The sequence below is a fragment of the Sphingobacterium nematocida genome, assembly GCF_900168125.1.
In the GTDB taxonomy this organism is placed as follows: domain Bacteria; phylum Bacteroidota; class Bacteroidia; order Sphingobacteriales; family Sphingobacteriaceae; genus Sphingobacterium; species Sphingobacterium nematocida.
Window position 1 is genome coordinate 62,289 of the sequence record NZ_FUZF01000012.1, and the last position, 25,898, is coordinate 88,186.

Sequence of the window (25,898 nt, forward strand, 5' to 3'; positions counted from 1 at the left end):
GATATATATACCGATTTAAACACTATAATAACCCCACTTTCTTCTTCCAATTCAGGATAAAATCGGGTGTATTCAACGTCAATATACCTTCACCATCCAAAAACACCTGTGTTGTTTCTCCTAAACAAACCAACGTATCCTGTATATTGAAAATCCGATACTTAAAGATCATTTTCGCGGCAGGGGTGTCGATAAAAGAGGTTTCTATCCTAAACTTATCCCCGTACCGCAACGGCAGTTTATGTTCACAATTTGATTTGACAATAGGCGTTGTATACCCAGCAGCCTGTACCGCGAGATAATCGATACCATATTCTCTACCGAAAGCTTCTCGTCCGTCCTCAAAAAAAGTAATATAATGACCATGCCATACAATCCCTAACGAGTCAACCTCGTTAAACCGAACTTCGGCCCATTTGGATATTGTCAAATGACTCGCCTCGTTATATAGTTCTTTTCTTCTTATCATATAGGACCGCAATCAGCAAGGTAAGTATAAAAAACAAAAATAATAAAATTAGTTGAGGGAGGATAGCCGTCCAACTACCCTGCCTCAATAGAATATCATAGAAACCATTCAGCGCCCAATTCATCGGTGAGAGATTCGAAATTGTCTGCATAATAGTAGGCATCACGAATACAGGTACCCAAACACCACCCACCGCAGCCAGAATGACCACGAACGTAGCACCAAAAGGAGCTGACTGCTCTTGTGTAGTAGCGATTGTTCCCAATAATATACCAAATCCAATAGCTGCAAGTCCAGCAAATAGAGCCATAGTAGATAGTTGTAAAAAATTATCAGCAACCTCAAATGAAGGCAAATCCAAGAGCGGAAATACATATACCCCAACAATAAGCATCAGGTAAAATTGAATCAGACTAACCAATAAATACGTAAAAGTCTTACCTAAAAGAAATAAGGTATAGGGTACCGGATTGGTAATAAGTCGGATCATAGTACCCTGGGACTTTTCCTTTACGATATTAATAGAGAGCGGTACAACGATAAAAAAAATAGCAAATAACGACCATGCTGGAACATTATGTTGAACAGCACTCGGCTTTATACTATTTCCTTTTTCATCTGGGCCAATCTCACGATACTGTAGAATCTGTCCTTGATCAAACACAGCTTCATCGTTTACACCTAGTTCTTCCTGAAAGACCTTATAAACCTTATCTTTTTCAATCGTCGCAATCAGTTTATCAATAGAACTCTTAATTGCGGTCTTAAAAGATTCTTGTGTAGCTGGGTCGAAATATAAGTTAACATCTTTTTTTTGAATTTGTATAATTGCTGGCTTAGTACTATCGGCCTCTGTATAAGAAAATTCGGCCATCACCTTATCTACATTTTGTTTGATATGAAGATTGAGGTCATCACTAAGTCTTGGCGGAAGTACAATAGCCAGTTGATAATCTCCTCTAAAAACCGCATCCTTCGCCTCAATTTCAGAAAAAGCTATGCCATTGACTCGTTCGACTACCTCAAAATTACCAGTTCCCCCCAACTCTTTTCTAACCGTCTCCGCAATCTCGCCCAAGTCATTATCGACTAATAACACAGGGATACGAGTACCTGTAATAGAATCAAACGACCCTTTTTGTACCATGGTTATTGTTACTAATAGCACCATAGGCATTACAAAAAGTATAATAAGGCCTCCAATATCTCTCGATTGAAGCAACAACTCCTTTCGAATAGCCATTCCGAGCTTATATAACATCCCTAAGTCCCCTTCCTGTCAAAGCAATAAATACATCTTCCAAATTGCGGGCATCTTTTGTTGTACGAATCAATTCCTGTGCTGTACCCTGTACCATCACCTTTCCGCCTTCAATAATCGCAATCCGAGTACACAGTTCCTCCGCTTCTATCAAATGATGTGAAGTATATACCATAGTCATTCCTAACTCATTTTGCTCTTTTAAAAAATCTAAAATCGCATTCTTCGACTGTACGTCCACGCCGACTGTAGGTTCATCTAAAAATAATAACTTGGGCGCATGTAAAATACCCGCTAATAAGTTAACCCGTCGTTTCATACCACCGGAAAATGTACCGATCTTTTTGTGCGCAAACTTTAATAGTCCCATTTTTTCCAACGATTCTTCAATCAATCGCTGCAGATGCAGGCCCCTTAAACCATACATCGCGCCAAAGTACGCTAAATTTTCGCTGGCTGTCAGCGTAGGATATAACGCGTAGTCTTGAGGTACTACACCAATCAACTTACGGATATCCATTGGAGCAGTCTTATAGGTAAGTCCAGAGATAGTAAAACTACCCGACGTAGGCTTTAACAGACCACATAACATGGAAATCAACGTCGTCTTTCCTGCTCCGTTAGGGCCCAGCAATCCAAATATCTCACCTTCGAAAATCTGAAGATTAAGATTCTCAACTGAATAATAATCGCTGTCTTTATATTTTTTGGAAAGGTTGTCTATTCGAATTATCTCCATCTTAACTAACGACTTTTTTCAATTTCTTAAAAAATGCTTCTTCGAGATCGGCAAGGTGGAGTAATTCGGCTGACAATGTGTTGTAGACATCCCCTTGATTACTCCGCTTTTTATAAACGCGAGAAGCATTGACTGCAAAATCACGCCATAAATCACCAATTTCTGTCATTTCCTTAGAAAGATCCAACAAAGCAGGGCTATCAATCTTATGACCCGCTTCCTGTAAAAAAGCGGAATAAATATAGCGAAACCCGCCCCCCCCAGTGCCGATCTCCTCCTGCATACGCACCATCTGCGCTAAATAATAATTTGCCTTTGGTATACCAACTTTCGTTGGCCATTTGGCTATAGCCTTTGCTACAATACGCATTCCTTTGACACCTACAATGGGAACTGGCGCCAACATATCGTTACAGGCCTTTCGTATAGATTTACGAATAGCCTGAACCCAATCAATATCACGCTCAGCCGGCACATAGATCGGATAATATAAATGTCCTTTCGGAGCAAGTACTCCCTTGGCGAAACGAACCCGCTCTAATTCTCTTTCACTCAACCTATGCACGCCTTCCATAGTAGGATCGCTTACAAGATACTCATCCCCTTCTTTACCATAAATCACCAAATTATGAGCATTGAAGTGAAATCTGTAATCATCAGGAAAGTAAGGTAGGTGATATACACCGACTTGTAAGCCTGATGGTATATTTTTCTTTAAATTTTCGTCCAACTGCTGTTGCGCTTTTACTGGATTCGCAAACTTCTTTCTCTTTATTTTTACCCCCAACCGCTTAGCCATACGGCTAAAAATCCATCCCGGCATGGGACGGTAGCTCAGCCCAGGTGCATTACTGACTTTCAAAAAAGGCAAATAAACGTAAAAAATACCTGCACCTAAACCAAAAACCATCGGTTCTGAGAGCTCAAGTCCCTTATTCTTTAACAAATTGGAAGCGACCCCACTTTCACAATGTGCAGATTGGTAATGTATAAAATCTAATTGCATTAATCTCCTTTAAAACTTTTCAATTCTACCACCGTAATGTCGAAGGCACCTGCATACCGTTGCAATTGCCTATTATTTAACCGTTCAAAAATCTGTGGTTGAAAATGTCGCTTAATACGCCATTTCCAAAAACCAGTATACCCAGACAACACACCTATATCCATCCGCGTCAACAACATAAAGTAGTAAATAGGGCTTATTTTACCCTCCTTTACATTAGCCTTTGCCTCATCAATTTCAAACTGTAAGACCTGCATAGTATGGTCCTGAACAATATTTTTCGCTTCCCAACCTGTGCTCAAAGCGGTTGTATATTCTCCGTTCTCATCGACTGCGTAGTATAGCTCGCGGGAGCCCTTTTGCACAATCCTTCCACTGTCTTGAGGTACTTCTGACTTCTTCATGGATATTAAGATTTACGTTCTTGTAAAAACAAATTGATATCAGCCTCTGCAATCTTCATGTCGACAACTTCTGCCACGACCGACATCGTACAAATAGTATAGCCCACACCTTCAAACTGCGAGACCAAGCTTGCCTTTGTACGGATACAGGCTCCTTGCTGGGGCAACTGCTCAATACAAACACTTTTAATAGCAGAAATGAATCCAATCACCCGTTCATCAACGTCTGGATTATAGTCCTCCGAATAGTAGTTCTGCCCGACAATAGAGGAGCAGGTCTGTGCCATATGCTCAATCAAACCCACTTCCTGCAAACAGTCTCCAGTCAAAAACACACAATCCTTCGTAATAGTATACTCACAAATCACATGCCGTTGGCTGATTTCAACGATATAGTCTACCATCAACATGGGGGCTCTGTGAGGTAAAAACTCGTGAATCGGTATTTTGACCAAACCTATATCCATATTATCAATTCGAAGCAATTACTGTTTTCATTTGTGCAGAAGCAACATATTCCTCCCCTATATAGGTCTCTATATTTACCAGGGTAACACCCATAAATTCTTGAACCAGCTCCACTTTAGTCGTTAAAATTTGGCCCACAAGCGGTAATATATTTATATCAGCTTTCTGAATAGAACCTATATATCCTGTTGGAGCTTTCTCTTTACGAATATAGTATCCATATCCTGTATGGGCCGCTACCGACTGTGCCATATGCTCTAGCAGACCACTTTCTTGGAGTCGACCGCTAACTACGAACAAATTGTCATCCATAATTTCAAAATCAACGACAACAGTATCAACTGTATATGCAAGCAGACCTCCAATCATAACCATCGGAGACCGCTGTGGAATCAAATCTATAATATGTTCTCCTCGTAGTGGAAACATCAGCAAACAGTTAAATAAGCATAAGAATAGGTGAACCTCGCACTTTCAGGCACACACAACAGCACATGCTGTCCAGCGAGTAACTTCCCAGAGTTTACTAGCTCCTCTAGCATTAGGTATACAGATCCTGCCCCCACATTTCCAACCGAGCGTAAATTCATAAACCATTTGTCACGCGTGATTTCTATACCTGCTTTTGCAAAGCGATCATACAAACCGTCTACAAAATAATGCGATGACACATGTGGCAATAGATAATCGACGTCTCCAGGATTGATACCATGTTTGTCCATCGCAGATTTCATGCTTTCTACCCCCTTGTCCAAAATATACTTGTCCAATAGTTTTGTATCTTGTTTCACCGCAAAAATTGATTGTTTCAACCATTCGACTGAAGAATAATCACTAAACGGCTTTAATGTTCCGTCAGATAGCTTATCCGAGCCTGCGTACATACATACATCCAGTTCATGGGCATACGAATAACCCTCTATCCACTCTACACGCAACGATAGTGGTCCTCTAGGTTTATTTTCCAAAAGCATAGCGCCTGCACCATCCGAAAGCATCCAGCGTAAAAAGTCTTTATTAAAAGAAATAATAGGTTGTTGCTCCAGCTCCTGAAGGTTTTCAACTTCCTTATTATAATGATCTGCTAGCATCCAAGAAGACATCCTTTCCGAACCTGTGCATACTGCATTTTCGGTATTTCCTGCTTTTATAGATAAATAGCCAAACTTTAAAGCATTCATACCAGCACAACAGTTTCCTGAAGCAGAATTTACTTCTGACTGTCCGTTCTTGAGCTCTCCATGAACCATAACAGCATGTGAAGGCATTAAATAATCAGGAGAAGAGGTACCACAGGAAATCAACTGAATATCCGAAGCCTTGAAATCCTCGTCTAATAAATTCCGTATAGCATTCGCTGTCAATAACACATTAGTGTGGGTAGCTACGCCTTCTTTCGTAAGCGCATAATATCGTGTCTGTATGCCGTTATTACGTAAGACAATCCGTTTTGCCTTGGATTCTTTATCATTGATTTTACCCAAATACATTTCCATATCCTCATTAACAATGGGATCATTGGGTAAAAATTTACTCACACGATTTATAAAAACTTGATTCATCTGCTAAATACCTTGATAATGTGCCTTTTCTTTTTTTATACGTAAAAAATATAAAAGTGGAAAGAGCAATAATTCGATTAAAAATACAATGGGTGACAGAAAATATATTGCAAAAATCACATAATATTTAAAACTTGTCACAAGTAGCTTTCTCTTCTTGGGGTTTTTCAAAATTAGCGTCGACCAGATATGGAACATGCGGTTTGCCTTTTTATCCATAGATACTAAAAAGAACTTGTAATCTACAGCCCCCTGAGCAAGCAACAAAGCCTGTAAACTATCAAAGTTATCTTTCTTCATACTGGATTTAATGGTCTCTCCATACTTATACGCACCCTTTATTTCTTCTTCCGCTACTCCTGGTAACGGAAATATGCCATACGCCCGACGTTTTAAGCCGGAAAATAACCAATCGACTATTGTGACGACTGAAATCATATTATGATGCCTATCCGTCAGTGCAATATTACCAACCAAGCGGGCCCCATTTTGCAACAATAAAGCTTTTACCTTATCCTGTGCTTTGGCCCACATATTACGAGATCCACTGATCGTCACAACAGGTGTACCGCACAAAATCGTAGCAGCATACGGACTTTTCAAAAAAGAATTAATAGGAATTGAAGGCGTCAAATACCATACCTGATAGTGGAACAATATCAGATCATACTTCTTTTCCAGAATATGTTTGGCTGGAGGATGAATCTCTTCAGGAATTTGCTGAAAAGTCTCCGGAAAGACATCAAAGAAAACGGCACTACGCCACGGAAAAGGAAAAGAATGTACAGTTTTGATTTCATAAAAATCAAGCTCCACCTTTTCATCCTCTAAAAATGGTTGAGCTATCGACTTGGCGATATCTTCCAATTGCCCAGACTGGCTATAGTATATTACTAAAACTTGTTTCATAAATCTAGGGAGAAGCCTTTTCCTTTCTATTCCAAAAATCAAAAAAATTAAACCATTGCAATGGGTAGAGAGATAGTATCCCTTCTACACTCTTCACATATGCTTCCAATGCACCCTGTGCATCTCTCCGTCTCACTCCTTCTGCCCGACGTGCATAAAGATGATAATGACTATTGGTCTCTTTCATCACATACACAAATATAATAGGTACGCCCAATCTTGATGCCAAATGGAATGGTCCTGCTGGAAAAATAGCCTTCTTACCAAGGAAATCTGTCTCCAGTACTTTAGAACCTTCAAAATAACGATCTCCAGTAAAACAGATCAGTTCGTTATTAGAAAGGGCATCATTGATATCGAACACGTGCGTCATATCTTCTTTAATATAGATATGCTTGATTGTTGATTTTTCGGCAATCGTCTGTAGATATTCTTTAATAACAGAAACCTCCTGATCTACAGTAACTTGATTAATTTGAAAGCTGAGATCTAGATCAGAAAAAAACTGTTCAGATATTTCAAAATTACCGACATGTGCCGAAATTAAAATCCCACCCTTATGCTCTTCCAAAACTTCTTTTAACGATTCAATTCCATCAAAATCATAGGTGAATCGATCTCGCATACCTGCTGAGATAGCTACTTTATCGATAATGGTCTGTCCAAATATAAAATAGACACGATAAACTTTCCAAAATGCTGTCCACTTTGAAAGCCCTTGCCGATCATGGAGATAATAGAAAATATTTTTAAAACTACGGGGGTAGAACAGGAAGTAATAAAGGGCTACAAAAACAAGAAGTCCGTAAGCTGTACGGACACCAAATTTCTTTATGAAGAAAACAAATATTTTATAGCCAAGGAGTGTTCCTTTCGACTTTCCGTCCCATTGGCTCATGGTTATCAAAAATTATTTTGTCGATATTTTATGTTCAATCACGCTGTAGAAGTCCTGGAAAGTTGTCATGCCTGCAAAATCTGCCTCCCCCAATTTGACACCAAAGTTAGACTCGATCAACACGACTAAATCCACATAATCCAAACTATCTAGATCAAGGGACTCCCTAAGAGGCGCTTCAGGCTGTATGACCTCCGCATCAACCTCAAACTCCTCGATTAAAATTTCATTTATCTTCTGCTTAATATCCGCGTTACTCATTATTAAATTTCTTAACTACTACCGCTGAATTTGTTCCACCAAACCCAAAGGAATTTGACAAATATATGTCAAATTCTTGTTTTATTGTTGATGAAACTAAATTTAATTCTTCCAGTCCCTCATCTACCTGCTTCAAATTAATATTAGGTGCTATAAAGCCATGCTGCAACATCAACGTAGAATACACGATCTCACTCGCTCCTGCCATCCAACATTCATGTCCGGTCATCGACTTTGTTGAGCTTACAAAGGGCTTCCCGCCAAAAACCTCCAGTATAGCCTTAGCTTCATTGGCATCACCAATAGGCGTAGATGTAGCATGGGCATTAATGTAATCAACATCTTCTGCAGCTATACCAGCCTGCTTCAAAGCACGACGCATTGCCATAGCCGGCCCATCTATATTAGGTGTCGAAATATGTCCTCCATTAGACGAAAAACCATATCCCAAGACCTCTGCGATAATAGGTGCCCCACGTTTTATCGCCGATTCATAGCTTTCAAGAATTATTGTAGCTGCTCCGCCGCTAGGCACCAGTCCTGTACGATTGACATCAAAAGGACGAGAAGCTAACTCGGGATGTTCAATATCCTCGGCAAATACACCAAGTCCATCAAAACTTGCCATAGCATAAGGGTTAATCTCTTGTGCTCCTCCACAGATAATCATATCCTGCAGTCCCTGCTTGATAAACATATAGCCCAAACCAATGGCATGTGAACCACTGGCACAGGCAGCACTGATGGTCATATTTATCCCTTTTAAACCTAAGATCGTAGCCAAATTCATCGTTACCGTCGAATTCATAGACTTAAAGATAGCGCCCGAACCGATCAATTGTGTATCCTTCTTGTCCCGGACAATATCCGTAGCTTCTATCACCGCTTTAGATACACTATCGTTGCCGTATAAAATCCCTATTTCGTTAGTCTCGAAGTAAGCAGAATCGATTCCAGCATGCTGTAAAGCCTCACGTGTAGCAACATATGCGTATTCGGACTCTTCTCCCATACTAATTCGCTGTCTCCGAGTCAGCTCATTCTTCAGGTTTGGTACAGGAACCATCCCTGTAAGCGGTGACTTAAATCCAAAATCTATTCTAGATTTATCAACCGTTATACCAGATTTTCCCTCGAATAGAGATTGCTTAACCTCTTCCAAGTTTGTTCCTATGCAAGAATAGATTCCCATTCCTGTGATCACCACCCTTTTATCCATACGTGTATCTAGGAATAAATACCCCCATTTATATTTATTATTTCACCTGTAATATAACTAGATTTTTTGGATGCCAAAAATGAAACTAGGTCCGCTACCTCCTCTGCTTGGCCAAAACGATTTGCTGGAATTAGCTTAACCAACTCCTGTTCATCCATTTCGGCAGTCATATCGGTTTTAATAAAACCTGGAGCTACGGCATTGACTGTAACATTACGTTTAGCTACTTCTTGCGCCAATGCCTTTGTTGCGCCGATGACCCCAGCCTTAGCTGCAGAATAATTGGCTTGTCCTGCCGTACCTTTTACCCCAGAAACTGACACCACATTAATAATACGTCCGTATCGATTTCGTAACATCTTTTGGATAAAAAAGTTCGTCACATGAAAGAATCCATTCAAGGATATATCCAACACACTTTGCCAATCGTCCTTCTTCATCCACATAAACAATCCATCTTTAGTAATACCAGCATTGTTAACCACAACCTCCACAACCGCATCCGGATGCTCTTGTACCCACTTCGTTAACACAGTATTTACAGCCTCTTCATTTGCTACATCAAACCTCAACAAAGTTCCCTGCCCACCGACCTCTTCAACCAATCGCAGTGTTTCAAGCGCCGCAGTTTCATTCCCTTGATAATTGATCAAAACAAAATAGCCCAAATCAACAGCTAATTTTTGACAAATAGACCGTCCAATACCTCGAGATCCACCCGTTACTAATGCACACTTCATAGTTACGCCTGTTTCATTAAATAATTCTTGACAGATTGAATAGCTATATACAAGGGCTTATCTTCGGAAAAAGCTGGAATTATATTTCTAATATCGGTATAAATTGCCTTTGTACGACTAGAAACTAAATCTTGACAGGATAATATATCAATGGCCTGCACTACAGATATTAGCTGTATAGCCAGTACTTCATATGCATTCACGATAACCTTGTGGGTAATCACGGCTGCATTTGTACCCATACTTACGATATCTTGATTATCGTTATTATTGGGTATACTATGCACATACATTGAGTTAGAGAGCGTTTGATTTTCAGCTGTCGTCGAGGTAGCCGTAAACTGGGCACCTTGCATTCCAAAGTTAAAACCAAGCTTACCCATGTTAACGAAAGGAGGCAATATTTCGTTAATCTTCGAATTCATCAGATAATTCAACTGACGCTCTGCCAACATCGTCAATCGGGTTACAGCCAACTTCAATTTATCCATTTCTAACGAGATGTAATCTCCATGAAAATTACCTCCATGATATACATTCTGATCCTCAACAGATATAATCGGATTATCGCTCACAGAGTTTACTTCGCTTTCTAGAATATGTCCCACTTGCTCTATAGTCTCTAATACAGGTCCCAAGATTTGTGGCACACAACGCAAAGAATAATATTCCTGCACTTTATCCTTAAAAATCTCTTCTAAGTTATTTCCTGAATACAAGTCTTCTTCACGTTTACGGATCAATTTAGAGTCTACCAAATGACGGCGCATCATAGCTGCTATATCCTGTTGTCCTTGGTGCTTCTTCACTTCATTTAAAGTAACCGAATAATGGTCATCATGTGCCTTTACAAGTTCATTCATAATAGAAGACAACTCCACGGACCAACTGAGCAACTGTTTTGCATGGAAGTAATTAACCATTCCGGCTCCCGTCATCACCGAAGTACCATTAATTAGGGATATACCCTCCCGAACCTCTACCGCGATTGGTTTCAACCCCAACTCAGAAAACACTTCATGTGTTAATCTCCTTTGATTTTGATATATCACCTCTCCCTCACCGATTAAAGTAAGTGCTAAATGCGCCAACTGCACTAAATCTCCACTAGCTCCTACCCCTCCATGGGCAAAAATCACGGGAGTGATATCACGATTTATAAACTCCAGAAGTAACTCCAAAACGGAGATATGTACACCAGATTTTCCTTTCGAAAGATTACAAAGACGAGTAAGCATAGCCGCCTTAACAATGTCATTTGGAAGGAGGTCTCCAGTTCCAGAGGCGTGACTACGAATCAAATTGTATTGCAATTGAATACGATCTGCATCTTGAATACGATACTGCGCCATCGGGCCAAACCCCGTATTAACACCATAAATAATCTTATTCTCAATAAATGACTTCAAGAAGCTAAAACTCTCTTCGACAACTTTGACAGTCTCGCTGGCCAGTCCTACTTGTTTGTGATTTAATAATATGTCTGCAAATTGATCTAATGAAAGATCTTTATGAATAGAAATCATTTATATATGTGGTCTTTTTACTTTCCAATTTTTAGATTATCTTCTTTCGTCAGCAAGATAATTAAGTACCTTTGCTAGTAGCTGAGTGCAAAAATAACACATTTCCTCTATAAAAAAGCCCTTGATGGCAGAGGTGTGCTAAATAATTGAATTTATTTAGGTTTTAATTGAATTCTTTATAGAATGAAAACAAGTCAAGTTGATATTTTGATTATAGGAGCAGGTCCTTCTGGCTGTGTAGCTGCCGGGTACCTGCAAAAACAAGGTGCGAATATCAAAGTTGTAGAAAAAAGTAGGTTTCCTAGGCTCGTAGTTGGAGAGAGCCTTATTCCTCGTGTCATGGATCACTTCGAAGAGGCCGGCCTCTTGGACGACTTAGACAAGCAGAATTTCCAAAAAAAACCCGGAGCTCGTTTCATCCGAGGGCAAGTCATTAGTATTTTTGATTTTAGCCAAAAATTTGGTAACGGTTGGGATTGGACCTGGCAAATTCCGAGAGCTGATTTTGATATGGTAATGGCACAAAGCTTAATTAAAAAAGGTGTTGATATCAGCTTTGAGACCACGGTAACAGGAATCAGCTTCGAAGGCTCTGACTCCATTACCACAGTTATAGATAAGGACGGAAATCAATCGCACATTAAATCTAAGTTTGTAATCGACTCCAGTGGGTATGGCCGAGTACTGCCTCGGTTACTACAATTGGACAAACCGTCGAAACTGAATCCACATTCAGCGATCTTCTCCCATGTAAAGGATATCAACAGACCCGAGGGCCTCGAAGGTACACAAATCTCATTCGATGTATTAGACACCGAAGTCTGGTTATGGGTTATTCCATTTTCCAATGGAAATACCAGTCTTGGGATAGTGGCCGACACAGCATTTATCGAACAATTGGCTGAAAATGGAGATACGGCCTTAGCGCTACAAAAGGCTATCCAACTCTCCGACTTCTACGTCAAACGATTCGCTGGAACAGAATTTATTTTCGAACCGATTCACTTGAAAAATTACTCCGCCGCAGTCACCAAAATGTATGGTGATGGTTTTGCTCTCACCGGAAATAGTTCGGAGTTTTTAGATCCTGTATTTTCATCTGGTGTATGCTTTGCCACCGAATCCGGAATCCTAGCCGCAAAACTTGCCTGGAGACAAATCAATGGTGAAAAAGTAGACTGGGAAAGAGACTTTACGCAATACATGCAACGTGGTATTGATGTTTTCACCACTTACGTAAAAGAGTGGTATACCGGAAACCTACAAACCCTTTTCTTTCACAGACCCGAAAACTTAGATGTTAAGGAAAAAGTATGTGCCGTATTAGCAGGATATGTCTGGAACGAAGAAAATCCTTTTGTCAAAAAACATAGCAGGGTCATCAAAAGTATAGCCTATATGCTAGAAAACAACAAGGAGCTGTCCGATAACATAGAAAAAACATATAAATAATAAAAGGAGGCTTTACCTCCTTTTATTATTTGATAAGCTTTCTAAAATTAATTACGCTTTGTCGTACGTCATCTTTACTATTTGCCCAATTATACTCATATTCAGCAGAAATCATTCCAGCGAACTTTTGACGCTTTAACTCATCAATAATTCCTTGCAGAGGTAATTTTCCGGTACCCCAATGCACATCATGAGCCTTCTTATCTCCAAATTCGTTGAGGTCTTTGAAGTGTAAATGAAAAACATGTCCATCCAGCTGTTTCAGACAAGTAATAGGATCTAATCCGGATCGCATCCAGTGCCCAACATCAGCTGCAGCGCCCATAAACTTACTCCGCCCCTTTAATGCGTCCAACACGACCTCTGGCTTCCAGTATTTAGAGGGATCGGGATGGTTGTGCAAAGCTGCCTTTATTTTATATTTATCACATAGGCCAGATACGATGTCTAAATGAGCGTCAGAGGGCTCAACATTCAACACTTTAATCCCCATATCCTTCGCAAACACAAATACCTTCTCCCACTCTTCAGCATCCTTCGCTCCAACAACCCCAAAAGCATGTAGCGTAATCCCTTTATCTTTCAACAAACGCTTAACCAGAGCTCTACCTTCAACCGAAAGCTGATATCCCATCGTTTCAGTGCTACCAGCACCAATAGTTTGTCCTGGAAAAGCTTCAACATAACGTAAATCACAACTATCTAGCTTGTCCAAAGCCTGCGCAAAGGAAAATAAGCGAAAAGTATACGCCTGTGCACCTAACTTCCACCCTAAACGTTCTTCAGGACTTCTCTGTAGTGACTTGTTGGTCGCACAGGAAAGTGTCAAAATGCCTATAGCGACAAAAAATGCAAATAGATAAATTCTTCTCATAAAGTTTGGTTTAGACTCAAAGAATCTAAATTAACTATTAAATACATCTAGTGCAACATTAACTCGATTTATCACTTGATCTTTACCTAGAATCTCGGCAATCAGAAAGACATCGGGACCAAACTTCCCACCGACTAGCATAATTCGAAAAGGCATCATCAATTCTCCAATTTTCATCCCGGACGACTGTACACGTTCTTTGAAAAATGGCTCCAACACAGAAGCTTGCCAATCTTGATCTTCAAATTCTACGAGAATCTCCTCAAAGAATTTTGTCTTATCGGCATTCCATTTTGGCTTTACCGCATCAACGTCATAATGCTGTGGCATTTGAAAAAAGAATGACGCCTGTGCCCAAAAGTCAGATACATAAGTCATACGTTCCTTAACAACCGACAAAATAGTAGTAATAGAAGAGTCTTCAATAGCTGAAACTCCATGTTGAACTAAACCTTCACGCACTAAAGGCAATAATGCGGTATTGTCCATCTTTTTTATCCATTCATGATTGAACCATTTGGCTTTTTCAAAATCGAATTTAGCGCCAGATTTGTTAATTCTCTCTACAGAAAATTTCTCTACCAATTCAGAAAGGGTAAAAATCTCTTGCTCTGTCCCATCGTTCCAACCAAGTACGCCCAACATATTCACAAAAGCTTCTGGCAAGAAGCCGAGTTCTCTAAAACCTTTAGTCAGATCTCCCGTTTTGGCATCCGTCCAATTCATTGCATAAACTGGAAAACCTAAACGATCTCCATCGCGTTTACTTAATTTACCGTTACCGTCCGGTTTCAATATCAATGGCAGGTGTGCCCACTGCGGCATATCGTCAGACCAACCTAAATACTCCCACAATAACAAATGAACAGGAGCCGAAGGCAACCACTCTTCACCTCTAAATACATGCGATATTTCCATAGCCTTGTCATCTACCACGACAGCCAAGTGGTAAGTAGGCATACCATCAGCCTTTAAGAGAACCTTGTCGTCGACTAGTTTTGTCTCAAACGAGACTCTACCTCTAATCATATCGTCAAAAGATACAATGTGATCTTCAGGCATCTTAATCCGGATAGTATGTGGTGCGTTCGCATCAAGTAATCTTTGCGTTTCCTCTGCTGATAAACTCAACGAATTACGTAGACTCATCCGATTTTCCTGAGCATAACGAAAATTAGGTTGAGACTGTCTCAGTGCATCAAGCTCTTCTGACGTATCAAAAGCATAATAGGCATGGCCTGCTGCAATTAATTGCTCGGCATACTGTCTGTAGGAAGGCTTACGTTCGCTTTGGCGATAAGGTCCAAAAGCGCCAGGATTTGACGGACTCTCATCAGGCAAAATGCCACACCAAGCCAAACACTCATTTATATATTCTTCTGCTCCAGGGACAAATCGCGTCTGATCAGTATCTTCAATTCTTAAAATAAACTCACCGCCATGCTGCTTTGCAAACAAGTAATTGAACAAAGCTGTTCTTACTCCACCTAAATGTAATCCTCCTGTTGGACTTGGCGCGAAGCGCACTCTAACTTTTTTCTGCGAACTCATAACACAAAATTACTGATTTCTGAATGATTACAATAATATTGAATTAGTAAAAACTACAGTTAGCCCCTATATTTAAAGAGAAATCTTCAATAAAATCACTATTTTGCATATTGATCATTCTAAAAAATGAACACATATAAATACAATAAACAGGTTTGGAAAATAGTCCTACTGCTTTTTGCGGCTCTAATTGGTCTTGCATCACTTTTATATACCAATTATTTGGTCAAAAATCTTTCAAAATCCGAGAGAACCAAAGCAGAGGTATGGGCCATGAGCACACGGAGCATCATGACCATGCCAGATGTTGATGACGACTTCATAAGCTTTATTTATGCTGTACGCGACAGCCTGTCACTGCCTGCTATAATCACCGACGAAAAGGATAATATCATTTTTTGGAGAGACCTCGATAGCACTAAGACAAACATAAAAGCGGAGGAAAACCATAAAGACTGGGTCCATTACGATCCAGATTACTTTCAAAAGCAGTTGTATGCGATGAAAAGCATGCATCCACCCATAACATTAAACTTAGACTCCGGAGAATCCTGGTCTGTTTATTATAAAGAGTCAGATGCCTTACAACAGCTACGCATATTCCCTTACATACAGCTTTCACTAATTGCAATTTTCTTAATTATTGCGTACTCTGTATTCAACTCCATAAAAAAATCAGAACAAAACTTAGTCTGGGTAGGTATGGCAAAAGAAGCGGCACACCAACTAGGAACCCCTATTTCCTCCTTAATGGGCTGGGTAGAACTTATCCGGCTTAAGTTTGATGCTGAAAATGACGATGTGGTAAATGAAATGGAGCGTGATGTAAAGAGACTTGAAATTGTGGCAGATCGCTTTTCGAAAATAGGATCGACACCATCACTCTCTAACCATAATGTCTATCTAGTTGTAAGTGATTTTATCAATTATTTCAAAGTACGAACAAGCGATAAAATAACTTTTATTCTGGAAGGAGACAAACATGTAGAGGCGATGCTTAACGTACCATTATTCGACTGGATAATCGAAAATCTATTAAAAAATGCCGTAAATGCAATTGACACTGAAGGTATAATAAAAGTAGTAATTACGGAAAATATTGCAAAAGAGGAAATTTTTATAGACATTAGTGATACAGGAAAAGGTATTCCGAGATCTAATTTCGAGACCATCTTTCAACCCGGATTTACAACAAGGAAAAGAGGCTGGGGATTAGGACTGAGCTTGACGATGCGCATGGTAAGTTACCATAAAGGGCAGATTTTTGTTAAAGAATCAGAAATAGGAAAAGGAACAACTTTCAGGATAATATTAAAAAGCAACTTAAAATATGAACCTACTCAAGTCTGATGAATACCCAGCTATATATGAAGACTATATCGAAACGATTGTTGAAGACGTTACGAAAGAGCTCACAAATCAGCTAGACACTTTTCCGGCCTTTATAAAAGCTATTCCTGAGGAACGAGGCTCCTATACGTATGCCGAAGGAAAATGGACCGTAAAGGAAATTCTGTGCCATATCCTAGATACCGAACGTGTCATGGCCTACCGCGCGTTGCGCTTTGCTAGAAATGACATGACAGCTCTTGCTTCTTTTGAGCAAGATGAATTCGTCGCTAACGGGAGACATAATGAGCGAACATTTGATAGTATCATTGAAGAATTTACCGCGATTCGAAAATCAAATTTAATATTGTTTGACACATTCAATGAACATGAGTTAGCACGTAAAGGAATGGCATCAGACCGATTGATTAGCGTAAGGGCATTCATTTATGTCATTGCTGGACACCTTAATCATCATCGAATTATTTTGCAGGAACGATATCTTAAGACTCAAGAATAAAATTTATGATCTGGTTTAGAAAATATGCCCTGACAGAAGTTAATACCATATTCGACAAGTATATGACCCAACTATTGGGTATAAAAGCTATCGAAATCAATGATGACAGTATTATTGCGGCTATGCCAATTACAGACAATGTCCGTCAGCCATTTGGCATATTACATGGGGGTGCCTCAGTTGTACTAGCAGAATCTATTGGCAGTGTGGCTTCAAACTTGATTATTGACCCTGAAAAATATGCCGGAGTTGGATTAGATATCAACGCCAATCACGTACGTTCGGCGTCTGAAGGTATGCTTACCGCCACATGTAGTGCTTTACATATAGGAAAAACAACACATGTATGGGACATAAAAATGCACGATGACAACCAAAAGCTCATTTGCATTTCCAGACTAACTGTAGCTATTATTGAAAAATCAAGAATAATTTAAAAACATTTCCAACATTAAATTGTATTTATAACATATAACATCATTTATTGGTTATATGATACGGTTTAGGTTTTTAGAGAGACGTCGCCCATCGAAGTCTCTCTATTTTTTTACACCACATGCAATCGTTTGCTTGAGATATTTCTCTTCTTTAAATGAATAAATTTTATTAGTCTTGTAGTAGAAACTAAAAACCATAGGCCGGATTGATAGTCATGCATTCTATACTAGTTTCAGAAAAATACATTTTATTATTTTAATTAAATTATGTCTTCATCAACACAACCTAGCGCGTTAGCTAATGCGCAACCTCAAAAGACTGCGTTTTTGCCTATGGCAATTTGCTGCGCATTTTTCTTTATCCTTGGTTTTATTACATGGGCAAATGGCTCATTAATCCCTTTTTCTAAAAAAGCATTCAATCTTGAGACCGACCTACAAGCGTACTTAGTAACAACCGCATCTTATATTGCTTATTTTTTCATGGCTTTACCAAGTTCATGGATCATTAAAAAAATAGGGTTTCACAATGGCTTAGTAACATCGATAGTGGTACTAGGTGTAGGTTCATTAGTATTCATTCCTGCTGCCGACAACAGTAGTTACGGCTTATTTCTTACAGCGATATTTGTACAAGGTACAGGGATGGCTTTATTACAAACTGCTGTAAATCCCTACCTAAGTATTATTGGTCCAATAGAAAGTGCTGCACAGCGCATTTCAATAGCTGGTGTTTTCAATAAAACAGCTGGAATTATTGCTCCTATTGTTCTTGGAACATTATTATTAAAAGGGGCTCATGCTTCTGAAGCTCGATTAGAAGCCGCTACAACAGAAGCTGAAAGAAGTACGATCCTGAACGAATTATTACAACAACTGCATACTCCATATATTGCACTAGCTGTCTTTTTATTTGTTTTTGCTGTAATTTTGAAGTTTGTTAAACTTCCGGAAGTAAATATGGAAGATGAATCTACGGAGTCGACAGAAAAGACAACAAATTCCATCTTCAAGTACCCACACTTATTCTTAGGTGCTTTGGCTATCTTTTTCTGCGTCGGAGTAGAGGTAATGGCCGGAGACATTATCGGTACTTACGCAAGAGAGCTAGGTTCAGTTCCTCAAGTTTTCACCGATAATGCAACTGCTTTCACCTTAGGATTTATGCTAATCGGTTATGGAATTGGTATCGCGACTATTCCAAGGTTTATCAGTCAGCAAGCAGCTTTACGAATCTGTACTTCTATAGGTATTTTATTTACCGTCATTTCAGTATTGACTACAGGCATAACTTCGTTTTGGTTTGTAGCTCTACTAGGTTTAGCTAACTCATTGATGTGGCCAGCAATCTTCCCTCTGGGAATTAAAGGGCTAGGAAACTTTACAAAAATAGGTTCTGCAGTCATGATTATGGGTATTGCGGGTGGTGCGATTTGGCCTTTGGTATATGGATACTTAAAAGATCATGTAGGAATCGACTTCCAGCATGCATTTCTCTACACTATGGTACCAGCCTATTTATATATTATATACTTTGCTAGTTGGGGACATAAAATTGGTAAAAAACAAGCCTAATATTTTCAAAGAAGGAATAGAAAAAAGCCTCAGTGACATGTCACTGAGGCTTTTTTCTATTTACTAAAGTCGTATATTTTTTGGGGTGTAACACATGTTTTAATTGGAATATCAAATTCGCCCAAATCTGAAATACAATCTACAGGTTCATAATAACTCAGCCCAATAGTAGCAACATCTGGCCGACATCTGGCCAAAAAACGATCGTAAAACCCCTTTCCATAACCGACTCTATTACCTCTCTTATCTACAACAAGCAAAGGAACCAATACCACATCTAAATCTAATTCTTTAACCTCGGCACCTCCTTTGGGTTCCAAAATCCCCCACTTATTAGCTTCAAGAATCATAGATTCGTCCCATAAAAAATGAGACATCTCACCGCTATCAAAATCAGACCTCGATACCACAAACCGCACATCATTCTTCAGCTGTTTAAGCCAATTCATAAAACTTAGTGTATCAGGTTCATTCAAGCTATCTATCGGTATGTAAACATGCAATAACTTCACGTCTGACCAGTCCATACGCTCCAAATGCGATAAAATGACGGCATCATAGGTCGCTCGTGTCTCCTTATCCAACATTTTACGCCTCTCTTTGTACAGAAGCCTCAATTCGCTTTTATTCATTGCTATCCATAATAGTGATAAAAAAACGGCCTTGCAGCGAAGAGCTTACAAGACCGAATAATCAACCTAAACCTAAAATTTTTATTATTTCACGCGCTCGATATAATCGCCGCTTTGTGTATCAATTCTTACTTTATCACCTTGATTAATAAAAAGGGGAACATTGATTTCCACACCCGTTTCAACAGTTGCTTTCTTTAAAGCATTTGTTGAGGTATCTCCTTTTACTGCTGGTTCAGTATACGTAATCTCAAGCTCAACACTTTTAGGTGTCTGCGCCATAATAGGCTCATCACTCTCAAAAGCCACGATTACATTCATACCCTCTTTCAAAAATCGTGCCGAGTCGCCGAAGAGAAACTTTGGAATATTGAATTGCTCATAACTCTCATTATCCATGACAACAAAAAAATCTTCGTCTTCATATAAATACTGATAATCATTAGTTTCTACACGAGCGATCTCTACGGCCTCGTCAACCCGAAAACGATATTCTACTAATTTACCTGTCTTTACATTGCGCATTCTAGCTTGGTAAAACGCTCGTAAATTACCTGGTGTACGATGTATATATTCCTCTACAGCAACTAGTTCGCCGTTAAAACGCAAAATATTTCCTGATTTTACTTCTGAAGCTTTGGCCATTTGAATTGTAGTTTTTTATTTTCTGTTACAAACTTAGATAAAATGCCTTGTATGTACAAGAGCAAGGCATTCGATAAACTCAGTTTATTTGTAATCCAATATCGAAATACTAGCGTCACAAAACTGATATTCCCTTTCTTGATTAGATCCTATAATAAGAGTTCGGCCTTCGAAAAATGTCTTATCCACTAGATCTAGATACCAAGACTCGCCCTCCAAATCCATATTACTAGTAGGCTCATCCAAAAAAAGCAATTTTGAATCACTGCAACAAGCAAGTGCTAATTTAACTCGTTGCTTCATACCGGAAGAAAAATACTTTAGACCTTTATTCTGCGATCTTTCCATCCCCAAGACAGAAATAATCTCCTTATTATCAAATCCATTCAGATATTTCTTGAATTTAAAATGAAAATCCAACAGTTCTATCAAAGTAAATTCTTCAACAAGTTCGATGTATGGAGCCGCAATGGAAACATGCTGATAAATATCCTCAACAGGAAAAGAACGTGAATCTAATGAAAAATCTAAGGTACCCTCACTGGGAGTGAGCTGCCCTGTCAGGGACTTTATAAGAGTTGACTTACCAGAACCATTGGGACCTAAAATGGCATATTTTTTATTGGAAGAGAAGGTATAATCAATATGTCTAAAAATCCACTCCTGATTAAACCTTCTCCCTAAATTATGTAAAGTTATATTCAATAATTGACCTATTTTAGTTAAACACCAGTTTTCCCTTGATTGAATCCTCGAACCACTCCTCGATTTGAATTACGAACAAAAGTTAGAATCTCATCTCTAAGTTCGGTAGCTTCAAACTCTGCTTCCACTAGGTCTAGGGCCTTAGACAAGTTTCTATTCTGCACAAAAAGTACCCGATAGATATTCTGTATTTCGGCAATTTGTTCTGAGGTATAACCTCTTCTTCTCAAACCTACAGAATTCACACCTGCATAAGAGATAGGTTCACGAGCAGCTTTAATAAACGGAGGAACATCCTTACGTACCAAAGTACCACCAGTTACAAATGCATGCGAACCGATTTGACAAAATTGGTGAACAGCAACCAGACCCGCAAGAACCACATAATCACCCACCGTAATATGTCCCGCTAAAGTACTAGAATTGGAGAATATACAATTATCTCCGATAATACAATCATGGGCAATATGACTATAGGCTTGGATTAAGCAATTTTTACCTATTACAGTTTTGTACCTGTCGCGTGTTCCTCTATTTATGGTTACACACTCACGAATCGTCGTATTGTCTCCAATCTCTGCTGTAGTGATCTCACCCTCAAACTTCAAATCTTGAGGTTCGCCAGAAATAACCGCTCCAGGAAATATTTTACAATTCTTACCGATTCGGGCACCATCCATAATAGTGACATTCGAACCAATCCAAGTACCCTCACCGATTACCACATCTTTGTGAATGGTACTAAAAGGTTCTATGACTACATTTGAAGCTATTTTAGCATCAGGATGTATATATGACAACGGTTGTATCATTTATTTAATTTATTGTCTTACTTAACTTTAACGATTTGCGCCATTAGCTCTGCCTCACAAACGATCTTTTCTCCGACCATGCCCACCCCTTTCATACGAGCAATACCTCTACGGATTGGCTCCAATAGTTCACAACTATAGATAATCGTATCACCAGGCACAACCTGATTTTTAAAACGTGCGCTTTCTATCTTCAGGAACAATGTTAACCAATTCTCTGGATCCGGCACCGTATTAAGAACCAATATCCCACCGGTTTGTGCCATCCCCTCAATACGTAATACACCTGGAAAAATAGGCATTCCTGGAAAATGTCCCATAAACAAATCTTCATTCATAGTAACATTCTTTAATCCCACCACGTGCGTATCAGAAAGCTCCAAAATCTTATCAATCATTAAAAATGGTTGACGATGCGGCAAAACGTTCATAATTTGTACCGTATCATAAACTGGAGTAGCGTGTATATCGTATGTATTTATCTTCTTTTTCGCCTTGTCACGTTTGATCTGATTCTTTATACGTTTGGCAAATGCAACATTTGCAGCATGTCCGGGTCTTGCAGCCATAATATGGCCTTTCAAAGGGCGTCCCACCAATGCCAAGTCACCAATCATATCCAACAGTTTGTGTCGTGCTGGTTCATTTTGATAACGCAGCTGAATGTTGTCTAATATTCCTTCGTCAGCTACAGTGACACGTTTATTGAACAAATTTTGAAGCTTATCCAGTTCTTCTGTACTAACCTCTTTATCAACTATAACGATTGCATTCGACAAATCGCCACCTTTGATCAAATTATTATTAACAAGAGCCTCTAATTCATGTAGAAAGCAAAACGTACGGGATGAAGAGATTTCTTTCTCAAACTCATCTATTTGGCTTATAGAAGCGTGTTGGCTTCCCAATACTGGCGAATTGAAATCGATCATACAGGTCAACCGATATCCATCTAAAGGCATTCCCACAATTTCGACTTTGCGATCCGCATCTACGTAATGTATATTTTCCTTTATCTCGTAGAAATCACGATCTGCATCTTGATCTACAAAGCCAATCTCTTTTAATTTTTGAAGAAAAATTGTCGAGCTACCATCCAAAATCGGAACTTCAGGACCATCCAAATCAATTAACACGTTATCAATCTGAAGACCTATAAACGCAGCCATTAAATGTTCAATCGTACTTACAGAGGCTCCATTCTCAGCAATAGTTGTCCCACGAGATGTGTCCGTTACATTATCTGCATCAACAGATACTATCGGCTGTCCATCCAAATCAACACGTCTAAACTTGAACCAATGATTTTCCGCAGCAGGTTTTATCGTTAGTGTAACAGGCTTTCCTGTATGTAACCCTACTCCAGATATAGTAAATTCAGATTTAATCGTCCTTTGCTTTGCATTCATTTCCTCCATACTTATGGCAATTGATTTTATTGTTTTTCTTTAAGTTTTTGTTCCAAATCCAAAATTCGCTTCTCAAGACTAGGCAATTTTGCATAAACAACCTGAGATCGTAAATGAGCCGTATATGGAGCAAAAGGTGTCCCCCCCCACTTCATATTCTCCTCCTTGATGCTTTTGTTAACCCCGGATTGAGCTTGTACTTGTGTTCCGTTAGCGATACTAATGTGCCCTACTAAACCTACCTGCCCACCTAGGATCACCTGGCGTCCCACTTTCGTACTTCCAGAAACCCCCGTTTGTGCTGCAATAACTGTGTTTTCACCGATCTCGACATTATGCGCTATCTGAATCAAATTATCTAGCTTTACACCTTTTCGAATTATAGTCGATCCCATTGTAGCCCGATCTATTACCGTATTAGCACCTATCTCAACATCATCTTCAATAACAACATTCCCGATTTGAGGTATTTTATCGTATGTTCCGTTAGCCTGAGGAGCGAAGCCAAAACCATCACTCCCGACCACAGTACCAGAGTGAATAATAACGTTTGCGCCTATTGCACAGTCAAAATATACGGTCACTCCAGGAAACAATGTGCTATTATCACCAATACGTACGTTATCCCCGATGTAAACTCTAGGATATATTTTAACATTGTTACCAATTTTAACATCACGTCCTAAATAAGCAAACGCACCAATATAACCGCCCTCACCTATTTGGGCCGTATCGTGAATATACACCTGTTCATCCCTACCCGAGCGTTCATTCCTAAACGAATGATAAATTTTCAATAATTCTGAAAAGGCAGAATAGGCATCTTTCACTCGAATTAGCGTACAAGGTACAGCCTTTTGTAAAACAAGATCCTCGTTGACAATCACAATTGCGGACCCAGTTGTATACAAGAAGTGCTCATACTTTGGATTAGATAGAAACGATAACGTTTCGATAGACCCCTCCTCAATTTTTGCCAATTGAGAAACAGAAACATTAGGATTTCCCTCTATTGTCCCGTTTAATAACGTTGCTATTTGTTCGGCTGTAAACTGCATTTAACTACAAATGTATCTTTTTTTCCCAATTAGTTTTCAACTTTTTTATTCCTAAGACTTACTCCACATACCTTAACTCTTTCGGGTAGGTCAATGCATACTTAACCACTCGCCTAGACAAAGCTTCTAAATTCGAGAGATCCGATGCTTCTGCTATTTCCAAAAGCTCACCACGATTGTTTAATATTTTTATGGGCTCTTTCTCTGCACTATACGCTGAATTTTGAACTTGCTGATAATAAACAACATAATCAACATCGGCATCGCTCAACTGAAAGTACTGTTTTGCCTTACTTCTTATCATCTCTATTTCTGATGAATCAAAACTAGATGATCTCATTTCAGTACCAAATAGATCCCGTCTTAAGAGACGTCGACATAGCATACTCAAAATAGGATCATCATGTAGTTCCCATGCCTTAATCGCGGATAAGATATCCGTATCATCCAACTTTGTGAATAGATCCAAATGAATAGAATCTTTCACAAAAACAACCGCATCAATCTTTGTGTACAAAAAATGCGCGAAAGCAGGCGAAGCATTAAGTTTTTCTCCTTTTTCACAAAGCACTCTAGCTCTCGTTAAAATTTTAATCAACATTTGCTCGGCTGCGATCACCGTCTTGTGAAGATAAACCTGCCAATACATAAGACGACGAGCAATTAAAAACTTTTCTACCGAATAAATTCCTTTAGCTTCAACAACCAGTTCATCATCTTTCACGGTCAACATTTTAATAATTCGATCAAAAGATATAACTCCTTCAGAAACTCCCGTAAAGAAGCTATCTCTGTTGAGGTAATCCATTCGATCTGTGTCCAATTGTCCAGAAACTAATTGATGAAGAAATTTACGAGGGTATCTATCATTAAAAATGACAATTGCCAAAGACAACTCTCCATTGAACTCCCTATTCAGATTGTCCATCAAAAGAGCTGATATCATTTCATGTGAAACACCTTCGATTAAGGAGTGTTCTAAAGAATGGCTAAACGGACCGTGCCCAATATCATGCAATAAAATCGCGATCAAAACGGCCTCCTCTTCTTCAGCACTGATTGCGACATCTTTACTTCTCAATGTATCGATAGCCAACTGCATCAAATGCATAGCACCAATAACATGCTGAAAACGAGTATGCAATGCCCCGGGGTACACCATATGTGTCATGCTGACCTGCTTAATGTACCGTAACCGCTGAATATACGGGTGCTCGATCAAGTCAAAAATCAATCCCGACGGAATTGTAACAAAACCGTACACAGGATCATTGATGATTTTTTTCTTGTTCAATCCGATTTAATATTAAGAGTTTTCGTATTTTTATACTTGTCGAATAAAAACGACAAATACACCACCTAAGATAAGCGCAAAGATACACACAATGCCGTTAATTTATGTTAAAAAATAGCGTTTTGTATGGATTCTAATTAGGT

At 39.1% G+C, this 25,898-nt stretch carries 28 protein-coding genes; 5 read left to right on the plus strand and 23 right to left on the minus strand.

Annotated elements, in window-relative coordinates:
• Positions 1-22: 22 nt before the first annotated feature.
• The 14 genes from B5X76_RS13375 to B5X76_RS13440 are packed head-to-tail and all read right to left on the minus strand — an operon-like array spanning position 23 to position 11,462.
• Complete coding sequence (locus B5X76_RS13375; RefSeq protein WP_079643660.1) at positions 23-469, minus strand: acyl-CoA thioesterase; 447 nt, start codon at positions 467-469, stop codon at positions 23-25.
• Entirely contained in the window at positions 444-1,730 is a 1,287-nt protein-coding gene (locus tag B5X76_RS13380) for an ABC transporter permease (protein WP_079643662.1), read from the minus strand. Before B5X76_RS13380 ends, B5X76_RS13375 begins: the two co-directional genes overlap by 26 nt.
• Positions 1,720-2,469 carry an ABC transporter ATP-binding protein gene (locus B5X76_RS13385; RefSeq protein ID WP_079643664.1) on the minus strand — a complete coding sequence of 250 codons (750 nt, stop codon included), beginning with the start codon at positions 2,467-2,469 and terminating at the stop codon, positions 1,720-1,722. Before B5X76_RS13385 ends, B5X76_RS13380 begins: the two co-directional genes overlap by 11 nt.
• 1 nt (position 2,470) lies before the next feature.
• Positions 2,471-3,475, minus strand: a complete 1,005-nt coding sequence (locus B5X76_RS13390; RefSeq protein ID WP_079643666.1) for a BtrH-related acyltransferase DarH — start codon at positions 3,473-3,475, stop codon at positions 2,471-2,473.
• Entirely contained in the window at positions 3,475-3,879 is a 405-nt protein-coding gene (locus B5X76_RS13395; protein WP_079643668.1) for a flexirubin biosynthesis protein DarG, read from the minus strand. The genes B5X76_RS13390 and B5X76_RS13395 overlap by 1 nt, the downstream gene beginning before the upstream one ends.
• A 5-nt stretch (positions 3,880-3,884) precedes the next feature.
• The gene (locus tag B5X76_RS13400; protein ID WP_139375316.1) at positions 3,885-4,346 is read right to left on the minus strand and encodes a hotdog family protein; all 462 of its coding nucleotides are present in this window, start codon (positions 4,344-4,346) and stop codon (positions 3,885-3,887) included.
• Positions 4,347-4,350: 4 nt separating this feature from the next.
• Positions 4,351-4,776, minus strand: a complete 426-nt coding sequence (locus tag B5X76_RS13405; protein WP_079643672.1) for a hotdog family protein — start codon at positions 4,774-4,776, stop codon at positions 4,351-4,353.
• A complete protein-coding gene (locus B5X76_RS13410; protein WP_079643674.1) occupies positions 4,776-5,909 on the minus strand; it encodes a dialkylresorcinol biosynthesis protein DarB in 1,134 nt (377 codons plus the stop codon). The genes B5X76_RS13405 and B5X76_RS13410 overlap by 1 nt, the downstream gene beginning before the upstream one ends.
• A gap of 3 nt (positions 5,910-5,912) precedes the next feature.
• Positions 5,913-6,818 (minus strand): dialkylrecorsinol condensing enzyme DarA, encoded by a 906-nt coding sequence (locus tag B5X76_RS13415; RefSeq protein ID WP_079643676.1) that lies wholly within the window; start codon positions 6,816-6,818, stop codon positions 5,913-5,915.
• Between the two features lie 4 nt (positions 6,819-6,822).
• A complete protein-coding gene (locus B5X76_RS13420) occupies positions 6,823-7,716 on the minus strand; it encodes an LpxL/LpxP family acyltransferase (protein ID WP_079643678.1) in 894 nt (297 codons plus the stop codon).
• 12 nt (positions 7,717-7,728) lie between these two features.
• The gene (locus B5X76_RS13425; RefSeq protein WP_079643680.1) at positions 7,729-7,977 is read right to left on the minus strand and encodes an acyl carrier protein; all 249 of its coding nucleotides are present in this window, start codon (positions 7,975-7,977) and stop codon (positions 7,729-7,731) included.
• A complete protein-coding gene (locus B5X76_RS13430; protein ID WP_079643682.1) occupies positions 7,970-9,196 on the minus strand; it encodes a beta-ketoacyl-[acyl-carrier-protein] synthase family protein in 1,227 nt (408 codons plus the stop codon). Before B5X76_RS13430 ends, B5X76_RS13425 begins: the two co-directional genes overlap by 8 nt.
• Positions 9,197-9,204: 8 nt before the next feature.
• Positions 9,205-9,936: a flexirubin biosynthesis SDR family reductase FlxB gene (gene fabG, locus B5X76_RS13435; RefSeq protein ID WP_079643684.1), complete on the minus strand. Its 732-nt coding sequence runs from the start codon at positions 9,934-9,936 to the stop codon at positions 9,205-9,207.
• Between the two features lie 2 nt (positions 9,937-9,938).
• Positions 9,939-11,462 (minus strand): flexirubin biosynthesis tyrosine ammonia-lyase FlxA, encoded by a 1,524-nt coding sequence (locus B5X76_RS13440; RefSeq protein ID WP_079643686.1) that lies wholly within the window; start codon positions 11,460-11,462, stop codon positions 9,939-9,941.
• A gap of 183 nt (positions 11,463-11,645) precedes the next feature.
• Between B5X76_RS13440 and B5X76_RS13445 the strand changes: the two genes are divergently transcribed.
• The gene (locus B5X76_RS13445) at positions 11,646-12,914 is read left to right on the plus strand and encodes an NAD(P)/FAD-dependent oxidoreductase (RefSeq protein ID WP_079643688.1); all 1,269 of its coding nucleotides are present in this window, start codon (positions 11,646-11,648) and stop codon (positions 12,912-12,914) included.
• A gap of 25 nt (positions 12,915-12,939) precedes the next feature.
• On the opposite strand, the gene B5X76_RS13450 is transcribed toward B5X76_RS13445, so the two are convergent.
• Both B5X76_RS13450 and gltX read right to left on the minus strand, forming a co-directional pair.
• Complete coding sequence (locus tag B5X76_RS13450) at positions 12,940-13,788, minus strand: sugar phosphate isomerase/epimerase family protein (RefSeq protein ID WP_079643690.1); 849 nt, start codon at positions 13,786-13,788, stop codon at positions 12,940-12,942.
• Between the two features lie 30 nt (positions 13,789-13,818).
• Entirely contained in the window at positions 13,819-15,339 is a 1,521-nt protein-coding gene (gltX, locus tag B5X76_RS13455; protein ID WP_079643692.1) for a glutamate--tRNA ligase, read from the minus strand.
• A gap of 126 nt (positions 15,340-15,465) precedes the next feature.
• Between gltX and B5X76_RS13460 the strand changes: the two genes are divergently transcribed.
• The 4 genes from B5X76_RS13460 to B5X76_RS13475 all read left to right on the plus strand — a co-directional run bounded on the left by B5X76_RS13460 (position 15,466) and on the right by B5X76_RS13475 (position 19,200).
• Positions 15,466-16,689 (plus strand): sensor histidine kinase, encoded by a 1,224-nt coding sequence (locus B5X76_RS13460; RefSeq protein WP_079643694.1) that lies wholly within the window; start codon positions 15,466-15,468, stop codon positions 16,687-16,689.
• On the plus strand, positions 16,670-17,188 hold the full coding sequence (locus tag B5X76_RS13465; RefSeq protein WP_079643696.1) for a DinB family protein: 519 nt from the start codon (positions 16,670-16,672) through the stop codon (positions 17,186-17,188). The genes B5X76_RS13460 and B5X76_RS13465 overlap by 20 nt, the downstream gene beginning before the upstream one ends.
• Positions 17,189-17,193: 5 nt before the next feature.
• Positions 17,194-17,625, plus strand: a complete 432-nt coding sequence (locus B5X76_RS13470; protein ID WP_079643698.1) for a hotdog fold thioesterase — start codon at positions 17,194-17,196, stop codon at positions 17,623-17,625.
• Positions 17,626-17,892: 267 nt separating this feature from the next.
• Entirely contained in the window at positions 17,893-19,200 is a 1,308-nt protein-coding gene (locus tag B5X76_RS13475) for a sugar MFS transporter (protein WP_245801038.1), read from the plus strand.
• Positions 19,201-19,256: 56 nt separating this feature from the next.
• Here the strand turns inward: B5X76_RS13475 and B5X76_RS13480 are convergent, their stop codons facing one another.
• The 7 genes from B5X76_RS13480 to B5X76_RS13510 form a co-directional block, all read right to left on the minus strand.
• Entirely contained in the window at positions 19,257-19,832 is a 576-nt protein-coding gene (locus tag B5X76_RS13480) for a 5-formyltetrahydrofolate cyclo-ligase (protein ID WP_079643700.1), read from the minus strand.
• Between the two features lie 84 nt (positions 19,833-19,916).
• Complete coding sequence (gene efp, locus B5X76_RS13485) at positions 19,917-20,477, minus strand: elongation factor P (RefSeq protein WP_079643702.1); 561 nt, start codon at positions 20,475-20,477, stop codon at positions 19,917-19,919.
• A gap of 84 nt (positions 20,478-20,561) precedes the next feature.
• Positions 20,562-21,182, minus strand: coding sequence for an ABC transporter ATP-binding protein (locus B5X76_RS13490; RefSeq protein ID WP_079643704.1), 621 nt, complete (start codon positions 21,180-21,182; stop codon positions 20,562-20,564).
• Positions 21,183-21,199: 17 nt separating this feature from the next.
• The gene (lpxA, locus tag B5X76_RS13495; protein WP_079643706.1) at positions 21,200-21,994 is read right to left on the minus strand and encodes an acyl-ACP--UDP-N-acetylglucosamine O-acyltransferase; all 795 of its coding nucleotides are present in this window, start codon (positions 21,992-21,994) and stop codon (positions 21,200-21,202) included.
• 17 nt (positions 21,995-22,011) lie between these two features.
• Positions 22,012-23,403, minus strand: coding sequence for a bifunctional UDP-3-O-[3-hydroxymyristoyl] N-acetylglucosamine deacetylase/3-hydroxyacyl-ACP dehydratase (locus B5X76_RS13500; RefSeq protein ID WP_176141072.1), 1,392 nt, complete (start codon positions 23,401-23,403; stop codon positions 22,012-22,014).
• A gap of 26 nt (positions 23,404-23,429) precedes the next feature.
• On the minus strand, positions 23,430-24,461 hold the full coding sequence (gene lpxD, locus B5X76_RS13505; protein WP_079643710.1) for a UDP-3-O-(3-hydroxymyristoyl)glucosamine N-acyltransferase: 1,032 nt from the start codon (positions 24,459-24,461) through the stop codon (positions 23,430-23,432).
• Positions 24,462-24,519: 58 nt separating this feature from the next.
• Entirely contained in the window at positions 24,520-25,755 is a 1,236-nt protein-coding gene (locus B5X76_RS13510) for an HD domain-containing protein (RefSeq protein ID WP_079643712.1), read from the minus strand.
• Positions 25,756-25,898 lie beyond the last annotated feature (143 nt).